We start from the raw sequence: 17,741 nt of genomic DNA, 5'->3' as shown, positions 1-17,741 counted from the left end.
ACAAAACATTGACAGGGCCCGCCGTGCGGGGCTAGAAAGCCGTGAGAGCCGATACGGGGACGTGGGCCGGGGACGTGTCACGGGCGGCCTCCCGGGCACGAGCCGATACGAAGGGAACTCGATGGCGTACGACCTGATCACCATGGGGCGGATAGGGGTGGACCTCTATCCGTTGCAGACGGGTGTGCCTCTCCCGCAGGTCACGTCCTTCGGGAAGTTCCTGGGGGGATCGGCGACCAACGTCGCCGTCGCCGCCGCCCGGCTGGGCCGCGAGACCGCGGTGATCTCCCGCACCGGCGACGACCCCTTCGGCACCTATCTGCACGAGGCCCTGCGCGGCTTCGGCGTGGACGACCGCTGGGTCACCCCCGTGCCCGGGCTGCCGACGCCCGTCACCTTCTGCGAGGTCTTCCCGCCGGACGACTTCCCGCTGTACTTCTACCGGCAGCCCAAGGCGCCGGACCTGGAGATCGACGCCCATGAACTCGACCTCGACGCCGTCCGCGAGACCCGCATCTTCTGGGTCACCGGCACCGGCCTGAGCGAGGAGCCCAGCCGTACGGCGACCCTCGCGGCCCTCGCCCACCGGGCCCGGGCCGGCACCACGGTCTTCGACCTCGACTGGCGGCCGATGTTCTGGAACGACCCGTCCGGGGGCGACCCGGCGAAGGTCGCCCGTCCGTTCTACGCCGAGGCCCTGAAGCACACCACCGTCGCCGTGGGCAACCTCGACGAGGTGGAGGTCGCCACCGGAGTGCGCGAGCCGAGGGCCGCCGCACAGGCGCTGCTCGACGCGGGCGTGGAACTCGCGGTCGTCAAGCAGGGCCCCAAGGGCGTCCTCGCCGTCAACAGCAGGGGCGAGTCCGCCGAGGTCCCGCCGCTGCCGGTGAACGTGCTCAACGGCCTCGGGGCCGGTGACGCCTTCGGCGGCTCCCTCTGCCACGGCCTGCTCGCGGGCTGGGACCTGGAGAAGATCATGCGTCACGCCAACGCCGCCGGCGCCATCGTCGCCTCCCGGCTGGAGTGCTCCTCCGCGATGCCGACCCCGGACGAAGTGGAAGCGGCGATCAAGGCGGGGGCCGTCCTGTGACGACCGTCGACATCTCCGAACTCGTCCGCCTGCGCACCCACCGCCCCGAAGCGATCGCCGAGGCGGCCGCCCGCCGCCCGCGCCGGCCGCTGATCGGGGACTCCGGGCGGCTGATGATCGTCGCCGCCGACCACCCCGCCCGCGGCGCGCTCGGCGTCGGGAACGACAGGCTGGCCATGGCCAACCGGGCCGGCCTGCTGGAGCGCCTGTGCCTGGCCCTGTCCCGGCCCGGCGTCGACGGCGTCCTCGCGACCGCCGACATCCTCGACGACCTGCTCCTGCTCGGCGCGCTCGACGGCAAGGTCGTCATGGGCTCGCTGAACCGCGGCGGCCTCCAGGGTTCCGTCTTCGAACTCGACGACCGGTTCACCGGGCACCGTCCCGAGGACATCGAGCGGATGAACTTCGACGCGGGCAAGCTGCTCGTCCGCATCGACTACGACGACCCGGGCTCGCTCACCACCCTGGAGTCCACGGCCCGTGCCGTCGACGACATGGCGGGCCGGCGGCTCCCGCTGTTCGTCGAGCCGTTCATCAGCCGCCGCACCCCCGACGGCAAAGTGCGCAACGACCTCTCCGCCGAGGCCGTCACCAAGTCCGTCGCCATCGCCTCCGGACTGGGCGGCACCTCCGCCTACACCTGGCTGAAGCTCCCGGTCACCGACAACCCCGACGACATGGCCGAGGTCATGCAGACGTCCACCCTCCCGGCCGTCCTGCTCGGCGGCGAGGTCGGCGACGACCAGGACGGGGCCTACGAGAAGTGGCGCGGGGCACTGCAACTGCCCACCGTCCGGGGCCTGGTCGTCGGCCGTTCGCTGCTCTACCCGGCGGACGGGGACGTGGCCGCCGCCGTGGACACCGCCGTCGGACTGCTGTGAGGGACGCATGACGAAGACCGAGCCGCACCACGACCTGTACATCCCGCACGGCGCGGGCGCCGGCGGCGACTACGTGCTCGACATCGACCCGAAGCGGGCCGGCTGGGAGTACTCCAGCCTGCGGATCGTCGAGCTGGAGCCGGGCGGCAGCCACGGGTTCACCACCGGCGACAGCGAGTGGATCGTCCTTCCGCTGGCCGGCGGATGTACCGTGCGCACAGCCGGTGAAGAGTTCCAACTCCTGGGCAGGGAGAGCGTTTTCGCGTCGGTCACCGACTTCGCGTACGTTCCCCGGGACGCCCGGGTCCAGATCGCCTCCGGCGCGGGAGGCCGCTTCGCCCTGGCAGGAGCGAAGTGCGAGCGACAACTCCCCGCCCGCTACGGCCCCGCGCCGGAGGTCCCCGTCGAAGAGCGCGGCAGCGGCAACTGCGCCCGTCTGGTGCGCAACTTCGCCTCCGCCGACGCCTTCGACTGCGACAAGCTGATCGCCGTCGAGGTGATCACCCCCGGCGGCAACTGGTCCTCCTACCCGCCGCACAAGCACGACGAGCACCGGCCGGGCGAGGAGGCCGAACTCGAGGAGATCTACTACTTCGAGATCGACGGCCCGAACGGCTTCGGCTACCAGCGCGTGTCCCCTTCCCGTGAGGGCGGCTCCGACGTCCTCGCGGAGGTCCGCTCCGGCGACGCCGTGCTCGTCCCCGACGGCTGGCACGGCCCGGCCGTCGCCCAGCCCGGACACGCCATGTACTACCTGAACGTCATGGCGGGACCGGGCGAGACCCGGGAATGGCGGATCTGCTTCCACCCGGACCACGTAGAGAGCACAGGGGGTTACCGATGACGGCGCAGACCTCGACGACGAGGCTGACGGTCGCCCAGGCACTCGTCCGCTTCCTCGCCGCCCAGTACACCGAGCGCGACGGCGTACGGCAGCGGCTGATCGGCGCGACCTGGGGCATCTTCGGCCACGGCAACGTGGCGGGCCTCGGCCAGGCGCTGGTCGAGTACGGCGACGAGATGCCGTTCCACCAGGGCCGCAACGAGCAGTCGATGGTCCACGCGGCCGTCGGCTACGCCCGCCAGTCGAACCGTCTGTCCACCCACGCGGTGACGACGTCGATCGGCCCCGGCGCCACCAACCTGGTCACCGGCGCCGCGCTCGCCACCGTCAACCACATCCCGGTGCTCCTCCTCCCCGGCGACACCTTCGCGACCCGGGTCGCCGACCCGGTGCTCCAGCAACTCGAGGTCCCCTACGCGGGCGACGTGTCGGTCAACGACACCCTGCGCCCGGTGTCGAGGTACTTCGACCGGGTCACCCGCCCGGAGGCCCTCGTCCCGGCGGCGCTCCAGGCGATGCGCGTCCTCACCGACCCGGTGGAGACGGGCGCCGTCACCCTCGCGCTGCCCCAGGACGTCCAGGCCGAGGCGTACGACTGGCCCGACGAGTTCTTCGCCGAACGGACCTGGACCGTGCGCCGCCCGGCCGCCGACCCGGCCGAGCTCGCGGAGGCGGTCCGTGCCGTCCGCGCCGCCCGGCGCCCGCTGATCGTGGCCGGCGGCGGCGTCCACCACAGCCGCGCGGAGGAGGCCCTCGCCGAGTTCGCCGACGCCACCGGCATCCCGGTCGCCTCCACCCAGGCCGGCAAGGGCTCGCTGCGCCACGACCACCCGCAGGACGTGGGCGGCGTCGGCCACACCGGCACGGCGACGGCGGACGAACTCGCCCGCACCGCCGACCTGGTGATCGGCGTCGGCACCCGCTACACGGACTTCACCACCGCCTCCCACACGCTGTTCGCGGCCGACGGCGTCCGTTTCCTGAACCTGAACATCGCCTCCTACGACGGCCACAAGCTCGCCGGGCTGCCGCTCGTCGCGGACGCCCGCAGCGCCCTGATGGAGCTGACCGCGGCCCTGCGCACCCACGGCCACCGGGTCGCCGACGCCTACGTCAGCGAGTACGCGGAGGACAAGGAGCGCTGGGAGCAGCGCGTCGACGCCTGCTACGAGGCCGAGGAGCCGGACACCCGCCCGACCCAGCCGCAGGTGCTCGGCGCCCTCGACGCCCTCGCCGACGAGTCGGACGTGATCATCAACGCGGCCGGTTCCCTCCCCGGCGACCTGCACAAGCTCTGGCGGGCGCGGTCCCGGGACCAGTACCACCTGGAGTACGGCTACTCCTGCATGGGATACGAGATCCCGGCCGCGATCGGCGTGAAGCTGGCCTCGCCCGAACGCAACGTCTGGGCCCTCGTCGGCGACGGCACGTACCTGATGATGCCGACGGAGATCGTGACGGCCGTGCAGGAGGGGATCGCGATCAAGATCCTGCTCGTGCAGAACCACGGCTACGCCTCGATCGGCGGTCTGTCGGAGTCGGTGGGCGGCGAGCGGTTCGGCACCGCGTACCGCTACACCGCGGACGACGGCACCTTCACCGGGGCCCCGCTCCCCGTCGACCTGGCCGCCAACGTGGCCAGCCTCGGCATGCGCGTGCTGCGCGCGAGGACCGTCCGCGAACTGCGCGAGGCCCTCGCCGAGGCGCGCCGCGCCGACACTCCCACATGTGTCTACGTCGAGACGGAAACGGCCGACACTGTGTCGGGGCCGCCGCCGGCGCAGGCCTGGTGGGATGTACCTGTGGCCGAGACCGCGACGCGACCGTCCGCGGTGAAGGCACGTGAGCTGTACGAACGGCACGTCTCCACCCGACGCCGCCATCTGTGAAGGAGTACTCGGTCATGACGAAGATCGTCAACCACTGGATCGGCGGCAAGACCGTCGAAGGCGCGTCGGGGAACTACGGGCCGGTCACCGACCCGGCGACCGGCGCGGTCACCACGAAGGTCGCCTTCGCCTCCGTCGAGGAGGTCGACGCGGCGGTGGCGGCCGCCAAGGACGCGTGGGCCTCGTGGGGCACCTCGTCCCTGGCCAAGCGGACCACCATCCTGTTCAAGTTCCGGGCGCTGCTCGACGCGCACCGCGACGAGATCGCCGAGCTGATCACCGCCGAGCACGGCAAGGTGCACAGCGACGCGCTGGGCGAGGTGGCGCGCGGCCTGGAGATCGTGGACCTGGCCTGCGGGATCACCGTGCAGCTCAAGGGCGAGCTGTCGACCGAGGTGGCGAGCCGGGTGGACGTGTCGTCCCTCCGTCAGCCGCTGGGTGTCGTCGCGGGCATCACGCCGTTCAACTTCCCGGCGATGGTCCCGATGTGGATGTTCCCGATCGCCATCGCGACCGGCAACACCTTCGTGCTGAAGCCGTCCGAGAAGGACCCGTCGGCGTCCCTGAAGCTGGCCGAGCTGCTCGCTGAGGCCGGACTGCCGGACGGCGTCTTCAACGTCGTCCACGGCGACAAGGTGGCGGTCGACCGCCTTCTGGAGCACCCGGACGTCAAGGCCGTGTCCTTCGTCGGCTCCACCCCGATCGCCCGCTACATCCACACCACCGCCTCCGCGAACGGCAAGCGGGTACAGGCGCTGGGCGGGGCGAAGAACCACATGCTGGTCCTCCCGGACGCGGACCTGGACGCCGCCGCGGACGCCGCCGTCTCGGCGGCCTACGGCTCGGCGGGCGAGCGCTGCATGGCGATCTCCGCGGTCGTGGCGGTCGGCGCGATCGGCGACGAGCTGGTGCAGAAGATCCGCGAGCGCGCCGAGAAGATCAAGATCGGTCCCGGCAACGACCCCACCTCCGAGATGGGCCCGCTCATCACGAAGGTCCACCGCGACAAGGTGGCGTCCTACGTCACGGGCGCGGCGGCCGAGGGCTGCGAGGTCGTCCTGGACGGCTCCGGCTTCACGGTCGAGGGCTTCGAGGACGGCCACTGGATCGGCATCTCGCTGCTCGACAAGGTGCCGACGACCGCGAAGGCGTACCAGGACGAGATCTTCGGCCCGGTGCTGACCGTGCTGCGTGTGGACAGCTACGACGAGGGCATCGCCCTCATCAACGCCTCGCCGTTCGGCAACGGCACCGCGATCTTCACCCGGGACGGCGGCGCGGCCCGTCGCTTCCAGTTGGAGGTCGAGGCAGGCATGGTCGGCGTGAACGTCCCGATCCCGGTCCCCGTCGGTTACCACAGCTTCGGCGGCTGGAAGGACTCGCTCTTCGGCGACCACCACATCTACGGCAACGACGGCACCCACTTCTACACCCGCGGCAAGGTCGTCACGACCCGCTGGCCGGACCCGGCCGACGGTCCGGGCGGGGTGGACCTGGGCTTCCCGCGCAACCACTGACCGACCCGCTTTTTCTGGTGAAGCCGTCCGGACTCCGGACGGCTTCACGTTTTTTCGGCGCCAGGCCTGCGGTTCCCGCACGCCCCGAGCCGCAGTGACCACTAGCGGCGGACGACCGTAAGCGCAGCAAAGACCGCCATTGCCCTACGGATTCCGTAGGTGAACACCTATTGACGCACCGGTTTTCGTCGGGGTTCCATGCAGCACCACCACAGCCGCCGGAGGCATCCGCACGAGTCGATCGGACCCGCCGCATGACCGACACGCTCCGCCCCGTCGCCACCGCCGCCCCCGAGGCGCCGGCGCCGGACAGTCCCCAAAAGCTCAAGCGCTCCATCGGAGTCGTCGGCGGCACCCTCCTCACCCTCTCCTGCGTCACCCCCGCCTCCACCCTCTTCGTCGTCGTCCCGGACCTCTTCGGCTCCCTCGGCACCGCGACCGCCCTCACCATCGCGATCGGCTCGCTGCTCTGTATCGCCGTGGCGTTCTGCTACTCGGAGCTGGGCACCCTCATCCCCAGCGCGGGCGGCGAGTACGCCATGGTCTCCACGCTGGCCGGACGCCTCGCCGGGTGGCTGGTCTTCGTCCTCTCGCTGCTCGTCGTCATGATCGTGCCGCCGGTGATCGCGATGGGCACGGCCGACTACCTGGCCCCGCTCGTCCACCTCGACCCCGCGGTCGCCGGCGCCGGCGTCATGCTGCTCGCCACCCTCGCCGGTCTGCTCGACCTGCGCGCCAACGCCTGGATCACCGGCGTCTTCCTGGTCCTGGAGGTCATCGCGGCCGCCGTCGTGGCCGTCCTGGGCTTCACCCACGGCCACCGCGGCCCGGGCAGCCTCGTCTCGATGCAGGTCGCCGGCGCCGACGGCCACGCCGACACGGTCACCGCCATGCTGGTCGTCTCCGGCCTCGCGATCGCCCTCTTCATCACCCAGGGCTTCTCGACCGCCGTCTACCTCTCCGAAGAGCTGGAGAATCCGCGCCGCAACGTCGCCCGCACGGTCCTGGCCACCCTCGCCATCTCCACCGTGATCATCCTGGTCCCGGTCGTCGCCATCACCTTCGGCGCCTCCGACCTCACCGAGCTCACCGGCGGAGACATCGGCTCCATGGTCACCGCCTGGTCCGACTCGGCCGTCGGCACCTTCGTCAGCCTCTGCGTGGCCCTCGCGATCATCAACGCCGGCATCGTGATGGTCATCCAGAACTCCCGCGTCCTGTTCGCCTCCGCCCGTGACAAGGCCTGGCCCCGGCCCGTCAACGACGTCTTCTCCAAGCTCGGCCGCTTCGGCTCCCCCTGGGTCGCCACGCTCGCCGTCGGCATCCCGGGCGCCCTGCTCTGCTTCGTGAACCTCGACACCCTGTACGGCGTCACCGGCGTCTCGGTGACCGGCATGTACCTGCTCGTCGCGGTCGCCGCCCTGCTCTCCCGGCGCGGTCACCACCAGCACGCCCACGCCTGGCGGATGCCCGTGTGGCCGGTGCTGCCGGTCCTGCTCATCGTCGTCCTCGCCTACATCCTCACCCAGCAGGAGACGGCCTACCTCCTGTGGACCGGGGGCATCACCGCCGCCGCCACCCTGTACTGGGCCCTCTACCTCCGCCCCCGCCGCGACACCCGCTGGCTGGTGTCGATCCCGGAGGACGTGCAGGCCTGACGCGTACCGCGACCGCTGTACGCCGGCCCGCCCCCGTACGCCTCCGGTAGGGCGCACAGTTCGGTCTGCGGTCGACAACTCACCGACAGGTCCACCCCGTACCGTTGAAGCATGGATCTTCGACTGCCCGGTCTGCGAGGACCACGGCGGCCACGACGGATCGTCTCCGCCGTGGCCGCCGTCGTCGTACTCGCCGGTGCCGGTACCTGGACGGCCGTCGCCTCCGACGACGACACGCCCGCGGTGCACCGCGCCGACCGGGTCATGGCGGTGGACGGCGTACGCCTGGACACCTCCTACTTCACCTCGGGCACGGCCGGCCGCCGTCCCGCCGTCCTCCTCGGGCACGGCTTCGGCGGCACCAAGGACGACGTACGGCAGCAGGCCGAGGACCTCGCCCGGGACGGCTACGCGGTCCTCACCTGGTCGGCCCGCGGCTTCGGCAGGTCCACCGGAAAGATCGGGCTGAACGACCCCAAGGGCGAGGTCGCCGACGTCTCCCGGCTGATCGACTGGCTCGCGAAGCAGCCCCAGGTACAGCTCGACCGCAGCGGCGACCCCCGGGTCGGCGTGGCCGGCGCCTCCTACGGCGGAGCGATCTCCCTGCTCGCCGCCGGGTACGACGACCGCGTCGACGCCATCGCCCCCGCGATCACCTACTGGAACCTCGCGGACGCCCTGTTCCCCGACGGCGTGTTCAAGAAGCTGTGGGCCGGCATCTTCTTCAACACCGGCGGCGGCGCGGCCCGCTTCGAACCCGCGCTCGCCGCGATGTACGAGCGGGTCGCCGAGTCCGGCACCCCGGACACCGCGGCCCGCGAGCTCCTCGAAGCACGCTCGCCGTCCGCCGTCGCCGACCGCATCAAGGTCCCCACCCTCCTCCTCCAGGGCCAGACCGACTCCCTCTTCACCCTCGCCCAGTCCGACGCGGCCGAGGAGGCGATCCGGGCCAACGGCGCGCCCGTCGACGTCGACTGGATCGCGGGCGGCCACGACGGCGGCGACCTGGAGGGCGACCGTGTCCAGAGCCGTGTGCGGTCATGGTTCGACCGCTACCTCAAGGGCGACAAGGCCGCCGACACCGGGCCCGCCTTCCGCGTCACCCGCACCGGGGGCGTCGACTCCACCGACGGCGCGGCCCGGCTGCGGGGCGCGAGCGCGGACACCTACCCCGGCCTGGAGAACGGCGAGCGCGCGTTCACGCTGACCGGCCGCCGCGAGGAGCAGTCCTTCACCAACCCGCCCGGGGCCAGCCCGCCCGCCGTCTCGGCGCTGCCCGGCCTCGGCGGGGGCGGCCTCTCCCAGCTCTCCTCGCTCGGCGTCGGCGTCTCCCTCGACTTCCCCGGCCAGTACGCGTCCTTCGACTCCGCCCCGGTCACCGACGACCTGCGGGTCACCGGCTCCCCGACGGTCACGGTCCACGTGAGGTCGACGTCCGACACCGCCGTCCTCTTCGCCAAGGTCTACGACGTCAGCGGCAGCGGCGGCCAGGTGCTTCCCTCCCAGCTCGTCACCCCCGTCCGCGTCGAGGGCGCCAAGGCCGGCAAGGACGTCACGATCACGCTCCCGGCGGTCGACCACAAGGTGCAGGACGGCCACCGGCTGCGCCTGGTCCTCGCCTCGACCGACCTCGGCTACGCCTCCCCGATGACCCCGGCGACGTACACCGTCTCGATGAAGGGGGCGCTGAAGGTCCCGACCGCCCCCGCCGTGACCACCGCCGCCGCCCCCCTCCCCTCCTGGGTGTGGTGGCTGCCCCTCACGGGCGCGGCGATCGCCCTGGCCCTGCTGCTGACGGCCCGCCGCCGCACCGCCGGACCGGCCCCCGACCCCGCGCTCGCCGAGGTCCCGCTCCAGATCACCGACCTGAGCAAGAAGTACGCCAACGGCGACCGCTACAGCGTCCGCGACCTCTCCTTCCGCGTCGAGAAGGGCCAGGTCCTCGGACTCCTCGGCCCGAACGGCGCGGGCAAGACGACGACCCTGCGCATGCTGATGGGCCTGATCACGCCCGACGGCGGCGAGATCCGGGTCTTCGGACACGCCGTCCGGGCCGGCGCGCCCGTCCTTTCCCGGGTGGGCTCCTTCGTCGAGGGCGCCGGCTTCCTGCCGCACCTGTCCGGCCGGGAGAACCTGGAGCTGTACTGGCGGGCCACCGGCCGCCCCGCCGAGGACGCCCACCTCGAGGAGGCCCTGGAGATCGCCGGCCTCGGCGACGCCCTCGCCCGCGCGGTCCGCACCTACTCCCAGGGCATGCGCCAGCGCCTGGCCATCGCCCAGGCCATGCTCGGCCTGCCCGACCTGCTCATCCTCGACGAACCGACCAACGGCCTCGACCCGCCGCAGATCCGCGAGATGCGCGAGGTGATGATCCGCTACGCGGCGGACGGCCGCACGGTCATCGTCTCCAGCCACCTGCTGTCCGAGGTCGAGCAGTCCTGCACGCACCTCGTGGTCATGGACCGCGGCCGGCTGGTCCAGGCAGGCCCGGTCGCCGAGATCGTCGGCTCCGGCGACACCCTCCTCGTGGGCACCGCGGCTCCCGTGGAGGAGCCGGTCGTCGAGAAGATCGCCGCCCTGCCCGGCGTGGCCTCCGCCGTCCCCGTCGACGAGGGCCTGCTGGTCCGGCTCGACGCCGACGGCAGCGCCCAGCGCCTGGTCGCCGAACTCGTCCGGCTCGACGTGCCCGTCCAGGCCGTCGGCCCGCACCGCCGCCTGGAGGACGCCTTCCTCACCCTGATCGGAGGTTCCGCATGAGCACGCTCACCGAGGTCGCCCCCGGTTACCAGGCGGGCCGCACCCTCCCGCTGCGCGTCGAGCTGGTCCGCCAGTTCAAGCGCCGCCGCACGCTGGTCATGGGCGGCATCCTCGCCGCGCTGCCGTTCGTCCTGCTCATCGCCTTCGCGATCGGCGGGGAGCCCGGCGGCCGCAACGACCAGGTGACCTTGATGGACACGGCGACGGCGTCCGGCGCCAACTTCGCCGCCGTCAACCTCTTCGTGTCCGCGGGCTTCCTCCTGGTCATCCCGGTCGCCCTGTTCTGCGGGGACACGGTCGCCTCGGAAGCCGGCTGGTCCTCGCTGCGCTATCTGCTCGCCGCCCCCGTGCCGCGCGCCCGCCTGCTGTGGTCCAAGCTGGTCGTCGGTCTCGGGCTGAGCCTGGCCGCGATGGTGCTGCTGCCGGTCGTCGCCCTCGCCGTCGGCTCCGCGGCCTACGGCTGGGGGCCCCTGGAGCTGCCCACCGGCGGCTCGCTCGACCCGGCCACCGCCGCCCAGCGGCTCGTGATCGTGGTCGGGTACGTCTTCGTCTCCCAGCTGGTCACCGCGGGGCTGGCGTTCTGGCTCTCGACGAAGACCGACGCCCCGCTCGGCGCGGTCGGCGGCGCGGTCGGCCTGACCATCGTCGGCAACGTCCTGGACGCCGTCACCGCCCTCGGCGACTGGCGCGACTTCCTGCCCGCGCACTGGCAGTTCGCCTGGGCCGACGCGGTCCAGCCCACCCCCGAGTGGTCCGGCATGATCCAGGGCACCGCCGTCTCGGTGACCTACGCCCTGGTCCTGTTCGCCCTGGCCTTCCGGGGCTTCGCCCGCAAGGACGTCGTGTCCTAGAGGGTGTCCGACGGACGCCGGACGCCGGACGGCGGGCCACCGGGGAACCGGTGACCCGCCGTCGCGGTACGTCAGGGTGCGGCTCAGCCGTTGCCCGCGCCGTTGCCCGCCAGGACCGAGATGTCGTCCAGGATGTGCGACAGCGGCTCGTCGCCCTTGGCCTGGGTGCTGTTCTCGACACACTGCTGGTTCTGCGGGGCCGACAGGATCGGGATGTCCTGCACACCGATGTTGAGCGCCGCGATCAGCGACTGGGCGTTGATCTTCGCCGGCAGACCGATGCACGGCTTGTTCAGCGAGCCCTGGACGAGCGAGAGCTGCGGGCTCATGTCGCCGAAGGTCGCCGAGTTGCCGAACTCCGACGAGGCACCGTTGCCGCTGGCGGACGTGGTGCCGCTGTCGTCACCGATGGCGAGGGCCTGCGGGGCGCTCATCGCCGCGAGACCGGCGACGGAGGCGGCGAGGGCCGCGGTCGCCCACAGCTTCTTCATGTTCGTTCCCTTCGAAAAGGCGGACTCCGGGGGAGGAGCTGCGTGATCATCAACGCGCCGCACCCGCCCGGGGTTGCGCGCTGTGCCCCGATCGGCCCAGCGCACCGCGCACGGCGCGCGTGCGCCCCTCGGCGACACGCGTACGCGCTCCCCCGCACGGGTGTCGTGCCGCCGACGAGGGCCGACGGGTCCGACGGGTCCGTCGGGGTGGCGAACTGCGTCGCCGGGGCCGGCCGTCACGTGGGAGCTCTCCTCGCCGGTGCGCGCGGCATGCCGAAACAGCGGGCCGCCGATGATCCGGCGGCCCGCTGCGAGGGCGGATAAACCACTCCTGGGCTCAGGAAGAGAACCCGTTCGCGGCGACGGCTCAGTGGTTGGCCGCGCCGTTGCCCGCCAGGACCGAGATGTCGTCCAGGATGTGCGACAGCGGCTCGTCGCCCTTGGCCTGGGTGCTGTTCTCGACACACTGCTGGTTCTGCGGGGCCGACAGGATCGGGATGTCCTGCACGCCGACGTTGATCAGGGCCAGGATCGACTGGGCGTTGAGCTTGGCCGGCAGACCGATGCAGGGCTTGTTGAAGGAGCCCTGGATGAGCGCCATCTGGGGGCTCATGTTGCCGAAGGTGGCCGAGTTGCCGAAGGACTGGCTGGCGCCGTTGCCGCTGGCGGAGGTGGTGCCGCTGTCGTTCCCGATGGCGAGGGCCGGAGCGGCCGCCGCGGCGGAGACGCCGACGACGGAAGCGGCGACCGCGGCGGTGGCAAGAACCTTCTTGATCACTTGTCAATCCCTTCGTGAAGAAGCCCCGTCCACCGGAGCGTTCGGATTAACTTCACCTGACCTGTTTGGTTGCTCCCGTTCACTCCGATGGCCTATTGGTGTGACGTGCGGCCGCCGGGCCGGAAAAACCGATCGGGTGACGGACCGCAACCAAATGCGGCGCATCCGGTTGGTTCGGTGGCAGGCACATGGTCCTGGCCAGGAGTCAGGACAGGGAAAGGAATAGCGAAATGCTCAAGAAGGCAATGGCCGCGGCGGCGGTCGCCGCTTCCGTCGTCGGTATGTCCGCGGCGGTCGCCCCCCAGGCGCTTGCCATCGGGGACGACGCCGGTACCACCTCCGCCAGCGGCAACGGCGCGCGCGAGGCGTTCGGCAACTCGGTGACCAAGGGCGACATGAGCCCACAGGCCAGCCTGGTCCAGGGCACCGCCAACAAGCTCTGCGTGGGCCTGCCGGTCAAGGCCGACGTGCAGTCCGTCCTCGCCGTCATCGCCAACGTCGGCGTGCAGGACATCCCGATCCTGTCGGCCCCGCAGAACCAGCAGTGCGCCGAGAACAGCACCCAGGCCAAGGGCGACGAGCCGCTGTCGCACATCCTGGACGACATCTCCGCGCTCTCGGGCAACGGTGTGGCCAACCACTGACGTCCCCCCCGGCGCAGCGCCCGCCGGACGGCCCGTCCCTTTCCGGCGGGCCGTCCGGCCGCTTTTTTTGCGCTGACTTTCCGTCATTTTCCCCGCCGCCGAGGTGAAGCGTTTCTTCCCCGGTGGGCCTTGCGTGTGAATTTCCCGAGGGCGTTCGAGTGAATTCCCGGGCGACTCGCGTTCATCGGTTTCTTCGGCTGTCTATCTCTCGTTTGCAGCCTGCGGGTCATGGTGCGAGCCGTTCCAGTTGAGCTCGCTCGGTTTCGACCGTCATCCGGGCATGACCGCAGAGAAGGGAAACTCATGAAGAAGAGCGCTGCTGTTGTCGCGGGTCTGATTCTGGCCCTCGGCGGGGCCGCCCCCGCCTTCGCCGACGCCGGAGCCAACGGCGCAGCCATCGGCTCGCCTGGTGTCCTGTCGGGCAACGTCGTCCAGATTCCGATCCACATCCCGGTCAACCTGTGCGGCAACTCGATCAACGTCATCGCCGCGCTGAACCCGACCGGCGGCAACGTCTGCGTCAACGACTGACGACGCGACACCCCGGCCGTACGGCCGGACCGAGCCGGCCCTGGACGACGTCCCCGTGGTCCAGGGCCGGCTCTTTTCCACTTCTCCCGGCAGGAGGACAACGAGATTGCGACAGAGCCTGAGCAGGGCAATGGTCGCGGCCGCCGCCGCGACGGGCATCCTGTCCCTGTACGCGGGCGGGCACGCCCTCGCCGACCCGCAGACCTGCGGCGCCTCGGCCGACGCCGTCGCCGCGCTCGCCCCGGCGTCCGGCGCCTCCTGTGCCACCCCCTCGGCCCCATCCACCCACCGCTCCCACCGGTCCCCGCACGACGACGCCTACGACGGTGACTTCGACCTGGGCGACTTCGGCAACGGCGGCTCCGGGTACGGGGATCCGGCGAACGACGGGGACTCCGGCCACGGGGACTCCGAGCACCCAGGGCAAGGTCCGGGTGACGACTGCGGAGGCTACGGCGACACCTGCGGCGGTGGCGGCGGCACTCCGCCCGGCGGTCACACGAGTCCGCCTCCGCACGGCGGTCACAGCACTCCGCCCGGTGGTCACACGTCCCCGCCTCCGCACGGTGGTGGTCACAGCACTCCGCCCGGCGGTCACACGAGCCCGCCCCCGCACGGCGGTCACAGCACCCCGCCGGGTGGGCAGCACTCGACTCCGCCCCCGCACGGCGGTCACAGCACGCCGCCCGGCGGGCACACGAGCCCGCCCCCGCACGGCGGTCACAGCACCCCGCCGGGTGGGCAGCACTCGACTCCGCCCCCGCACGGCGGTCACAGCACGCCGCCCGGCGGGCAGACGTCCGCGCCTCCGCACGGTGGTGGTCACAGCACTCCGCCGCCCCACGGCCATCACAGCACCCCGCCCGGTGGTGGCCGCACGACTCCGCCGCCGCACGGCGGTGGCGGCGGCGGAGGTACCCGGCCCCCGCACGGCGATCACAGCGTGCCCCCGCGGGACAACGGTGGGCCCACTCGGCCCGAACTGCCGCACACCGGCAGTGAGAGCACGGCTCTGCTGGCAGCCTCCGGCATCAGCGCGGCACTCATCGGCGGCGGTGTCCTCCTGTACCGGCGAGGCCGGGCCGCGTCCCGACGGTGAAGGCGCCGGGGGCCGGACGACCTGACGTCCGGCACCCCCGTCCCGCGTGGTTCAGTGCCGCACGGTCTGCGCCGCCCCGAGCCTGTCCGGTGCCGGCGCCGGGATCGCGCCGACCGGCACGCCCGTGTGCAGCCGGCGCCGGACGCCCCGCACGAGGGTCCCCGCCGTGAAGGCCGCGCCGTACACGAAGCGCATCGCCGGGCCGAAGCCGGCCGCCGTCACCAGACCGGCCAGGAACAGGCCGGGACGGGACGACTCGAAGTCCCGCCCCACCGCGGGGGAGCCGTCGGGCACCGTGGCCAGCGACCCGCGCAGCTCGCCGGAGAGCAGGGTGAGCCGGTCACGGGTGGCCCTGAAGCCGGTGGCAGCGATCACGTGCTCGGTCTCGAACGACTCCGCTCCGGCCATCTCCAGCCGCACTCCGCCGGAGACCGCGCGCGCCGCCGTCACCTCGTGGTCGAGGCGTACCTCGACGGAGCCCTCCACCCGGTCGCGCACCCACCATGCGCCGGCCGGTCCGAGCGCCGTCCCCGCGATGCGGGCCCGGGTCGGTTCCGGGAGCAGGCGGTACAGGCCGGGGCGTTCGGCGTAGAACCAGTTGCGCCAGCCGCAGCCGAGCCCGCTGTGCGGGGTGCGGGCCGACTGCCACCAGGGCCGCTCCCAGGCCGGCGGCACGTCGTTCCAGTGCAACCGTTCGGCGCGGGCCAGCACCCTCACCCGGGAGCCCTGTTCGGCGAGGAGGGCGGCGGTCTCCAGGGCCGCCTGGCCGCCGCCGATCACCGTGACGTCCCGGCCGCGGAACCGGTCGAGGTCGCCGTGGTGGCTGCTGTGCGAGACCAGGGCGGGGGAGAGCCCGCGCAAGGGGGCCGGGATCTCGACGAACGGCATGACGCCCACGGCGAGGGCGACGGTCCTGGCCCGCACGGTCTCGCCGTCCGCCGTGACCGCCTCGAAGCCGCCCGGCCGGGCGGCGATCCGGGTCACCGTGCGCTCGTCGACCGCCGGGACGGCATGGCGGGCGAACCACAGGCCGTAGTCGGCGAACATCTCCACCGGGATCGGTTCGCCGTGCCGGGCCGTCACGCCCCGGGTCGCGCAGTACGCGTCGAGCCGCAGCCGCCCTTCGGGGTCGGACAGATTGGAGGCCCACGGCTCCGACTTCAGGAACATCCCGCCGGGCATGTTGTCGCGCCAGGACGCCATCGGCCGCCCGAAGACACGCAGGGTGAGCCCGGCTGCCGCGGCGTGGGCCGCGACGGACAGGCCGTACGGGCCCGCCCCCACCACCAGCAGGTCGTACATCAGCAGCTGCTCGCTTTCTCGTCGTCGGTCGGTTCACCCGGGACCGCCGCGCCTGCGGACGGTTCGGTCAGGCCGGTCAGGGACAGCGGGGGCGCCGGCGCCTGGCGGACCACACGCGGGCGTGCGCCCGCCGGGCCCGAGGCGTCGGACCGGCGGAGCCTGCCGAGCAGCCGGCGGGCCACATGGGCGCCCCACAGACCCCACATGGCCCGGCCCGGCGCGGTGTCGTCGCCCGCGTGCCAGGCCAGCTCGCGGCCGCGGGGCGCCGGACGCAGCGCGGCCAGCGGCGCGTAGTTCTCGACCACGAACGCCCGCCCGGGACACGGCACCCCGGCCGGCAGCGGACGGTGTGTCAGGTCCAGGTGCTGGGCGCGGACGACGTCGTGTCCGGCGGCGTCGGCGAAGAGCCGGAACTGGGCGCCGGGGCGGGGGTTGAAGTCGAGCAGGTGGTAGTCGCCGGTGGCCCCGCAGCGGCGGAAGTCGAGGTCGAGGATGCCCCGGTAGCCGAGTTCGCCGGTGAGCCGCTCGGCCAGCGTCCGCACCCGCGCGTTCTCGGTCCACTCGCCCACCGCGGTGAGTCCCGCGCCGCGCGGCCAGGCGCACAGCTTGCGGCCGGTGCCGCCGCCGCCGAGCGTGCCGGAGCGGTCGGCGTACCCGTGGAAGAACCAGTCGCGGTCCTGGCCCGCGGGCAGGAAGGCCTGGAGCAGCAGACGGCTGCCGGCTTCGTCGGTGCGCAGGTACAGGTCGCGCGCCTCCTGCGTGGAGCGCACCACGGCCGTGCTGCGCAGCCCGGAACCCGAGGGCAGCAGCCAGGGGCGGCTCCACTTCGCGACGACGGGCAGACCGAGCCGCCAGGCGGCGGTCGCGGCCTGCGTCGCGCTGTCCGGGATCAGGGTCAGCGGATGCGGGACGTCCGCCGCCGCGCACAGCCCGGCCAGCTCCGCTTTGTCGGCGACCCGTTCGGGGACCGTGCCGGGCTGCTGCGGGAGCAGGTAGGCGGGCGCCAGTTCCTCGCGCAGCCGGCCCACGGCGACGGCGCCGGCGTCGTCCATCGGGATCAGCACGGCGGGCCGTTCGACGCGGGCGGCCACCCGCAGCAGGGTGGCGGCGATGTCGGTGAGGGCGGCGCCGGGCGGCGGCGGGGGATGCAACTGGCGTACGAAACGGGAGCCGCCGACGGGACTTCCCGTGGTGTCGGCGACCACGTGCACGTCGATTCCCGCTCGGCCGAGCGAGCGCACGGCACCCAGGGTTCCGTGGTGAAAGGGATTCCGGTCGATCCGCAACAGGACGGCGGGGACACGGGTGTCGAGGAGCGACTCGGGCATGTGATTCCGGGTCCTTAGCTTCGGTTCACCGATACGGGCGATCAAGGCACTCGAAAGCCGTAACGGCAGTGGCGTGTTGCC

The 17,741-nt window shown here is 72.4% G+C and carries 15 protein-coding genes; 11 read left to right on the top strand and 4 right to left on the bottom strand.

What is annotated here, in order from left to right:
* Nucleotides 1-121: 121 nt before the first annotated feature.
* The 8 genes from iolC to Saso_RS13720 all read left to right on the top strand — a co-directional run bounded on the left by iolC (nucleotide 122) and on the right by Saso_RS13720 (nucleotide 11,487).
* Nucleotides 122-1,090, top strand: a complete 969-nt coding sequence (iolC, locus tag Saso_RS13755) for a 5-dehydro-2-deoxygluconokinase (protein ID WP_189918050.1) — start codon at nucleotides 122-124, stop codon at nucleotides 1,088-1,090.
* 11 nt (nucleotides 1,091-1,101) lie between these two features.
* Nucleotides 1,102-1,971, top strand: coding sequence for a Cgl0159 family (beta/alpha)8-fold protein (locus tag Saso_RS13750; protein ID WP_434090811.1), 870 nt, complete (start codon nucleotides 1,102-1,104; stop codon nucleotides 1,969-1,971).
* Between the two features lie 7 nt (nucleotides 1,972-1,978).
* Nucleotides 1,979-2,815 (top strand): 5-deoxy-glucuronate isomerase, encoded by an 837-nt coding sequence (iolB, locus tag Saso_RS13745; protein WP_189918048.1) that lies wholly within the window; start codon nucleotides 1,979-1,981, stop codon nucleotides 2,813-2,815.
* Nucleotides 2,812-4,704 (top strand): 3D-(3,5/4)-trihydroxycyclohexane-1,2-dione acylhydrolase (decyclizing), encoded by a 1,893-nt coding sequence (gene iolD, locus Saso_RS13740; RefSeq protein WP_189918047.1) that lies wholly within the window; start codon nucleotides 2,812-2,814, stop codon nucleotides 4,702-4,704. The genes iolB and iolD overlap by 4 nt, the downstream gene beginning before the upstream one ends.
* A 14-nt stretch (nucleotides 4,705-4,718) precedes the next feature.
* The gene (mmsA, locus tag Saso_RS13735) at nucleotides 4,719-6,221 is read left to right on the top strand and encodes a CoA-acylating methylmalonate-semialdehyde dehydrogenase (RefSeq protein ID WP_189918046.1); all 1,503 of its coding nucleotides are present in this window, start codon (nucleotides 4,719-4,721) and stop codon (nucleotides 6,219-6,221) included.
* Nucleotides 6,222-6,475: 254 nt separating this feature from the next.
* Nucleotides 6,476-7,879: an APC family permease gene (locus tag Saso_RS13730; RefSeq protein ID WP_189918045.1), complete on the top strand. Its 1,404-nt coding sequence runs from the start codon at nucleotides 6,476-6,478 to the stop codon at nucleotides 7,877-7,879.
* A gap of 111 nt (nucleotides 7,880-7,990) precedes the next feature.
* Complete coding sequence (locus Saso_RS13725; RefSeq protein ID WP_189918044.1) at nucleotides 7,991-10,636, top strand: alpha/beta fold hydrolase; 2,646 nt, start codon at nucleotides 7,991-7,993, stop codon at nucleotides 10,634-10,636.
* A complete protein-coding gene (locus tag Saso_RS13720) occupies nucleotides 10,633-11,487 on the top strand; it encodes an ABC transporter permease (RefSeq protein ID WP_189918043.1) in 855 nt (284 codons plus the stop codon). The genes Saso_RS13725 and Saso_RS13720 overlap by 4 nt, the downstream gene beginning before the upstream one ends.
* A gap of 83 nt (nucleotides 11,488-11,570) precedes the next feature.
* Here Saso_RS13720 and Saso_RS13715 read toward each other — a convergent pair whose 3' ends face one another.
* Together Saso_RS13715 and Saso_RS13710 are read right to left on the bottom strand one after the other, a co-directional pair.
* A complete protein-coding gene (locus tag Saso_RS13715; protein WP_189918041.1) occupies nucleotides 11,571-11,978 on the bottom strand; it encodes a rodlin in 408 nt (135 codons plus the stop codon).
* Nucleotides 11,979-12,345: 367 nt separating this feature from the next.
* Nucleotides 12,346-12,756, bottom strand: coding sequence for a rodlin (locus tag Saso_RS13710; RefSeq protein WP_189918040.1), 411 nt, complete (start codon nucleotides 12,754-12,756; stop codon nucleotides 12,346-12,348).
* Nucleotides 12,757-12,986: 230 nt separating this feature from the next.
* Here Saso_RS13710 and Saso_RS13705 point away from each other — a divergent pair, with 230 nt between their 5' ends.
* The 3 genes from Saso_RS13705 (at nucleotide 12,987) to Saso_RS38925 (ending at nucleotide 15,030) form a co-directional block, all read left to right on the top strand.
* Entirely contained in the window at nucleotides 12,987-13,400 is a 414-nt protein-coding gene (locus Saso_RS13705; protein WP_189918039.1) for a rodlin, read from the top strand.
* 303 nt (nucleotides 13,401-13,703) lie between these two features.
* Nucleotides 13,704-13,931, top strand: coding sequence for a chaplin (locus Saso_RS13700; protein WP_189918038.1), 228 nt, complete (start codon nucleotides 13,704-13,706; stop codon nucleotides 13,929-13,931).
* Nucleotides 13,932-14,037: 106 nt separating this feature from the next.
* Nucleotides 14,038-15,030: an LPXTG cell wall anchor domain-containing protein gene (locus Saso_RS38925; RefSeq protein WP_229901035.1), complete on the top strand. Its 993-nt coding sequence runs from the start codon at nucleotides 14,038-14,040 to the stop codon at nucleotides 15,028-15,030.
* Nucleotides 15,031-15,081: 51 nt separating this feature from the next.
* Here Saso_RS38925 and Saso_RS13690 read toward each other — a convergent pair whose 3' ends face one another.
* Complete coding sequence (locus Saso_RS13690; RefSeq protein ID WP_189918037.1) at nucleotides 15,082-16,332, bottom strand: NAD(P)-binding domain-containing protein; 1,251 nt, start codon at nucleotides 16,330-16,332, stop codon at nucleotides 15,082-15,084.
* Nucleotides 16,332-17,660, bottom strand: a complete 1,329-nt coding sequence (locus Saso_RS13685) for a carboxylate--amine ligase (protein ID WP_189918036.1) — start codon at nucleotides 17,658-17,660, stop codon at nucleotides 16,332-16,334. Before Saso_RS13685 ends, Saso_RS13690 begins: the two co-directional genes overlap by 1 nt.
* Between the last annotated feature and the right edge of the window lie 81 nt (nucleotides 17,661-17,741).

The organism is Streptomyces asoensis, assembly GCF_016860545.1.
Taxonomy (GTDB): Bacteria; Actinomycetota; Actinomycetes; order Streptomycetales; family Streptomycetaceae; genus Streptomyces; species Streptomyces asoensis.
The sequence above is the reverse complement of the archived record's forward strand: the minus strand, read 5'-3'. Positions and strand labels throughout refer to the sequence as shown.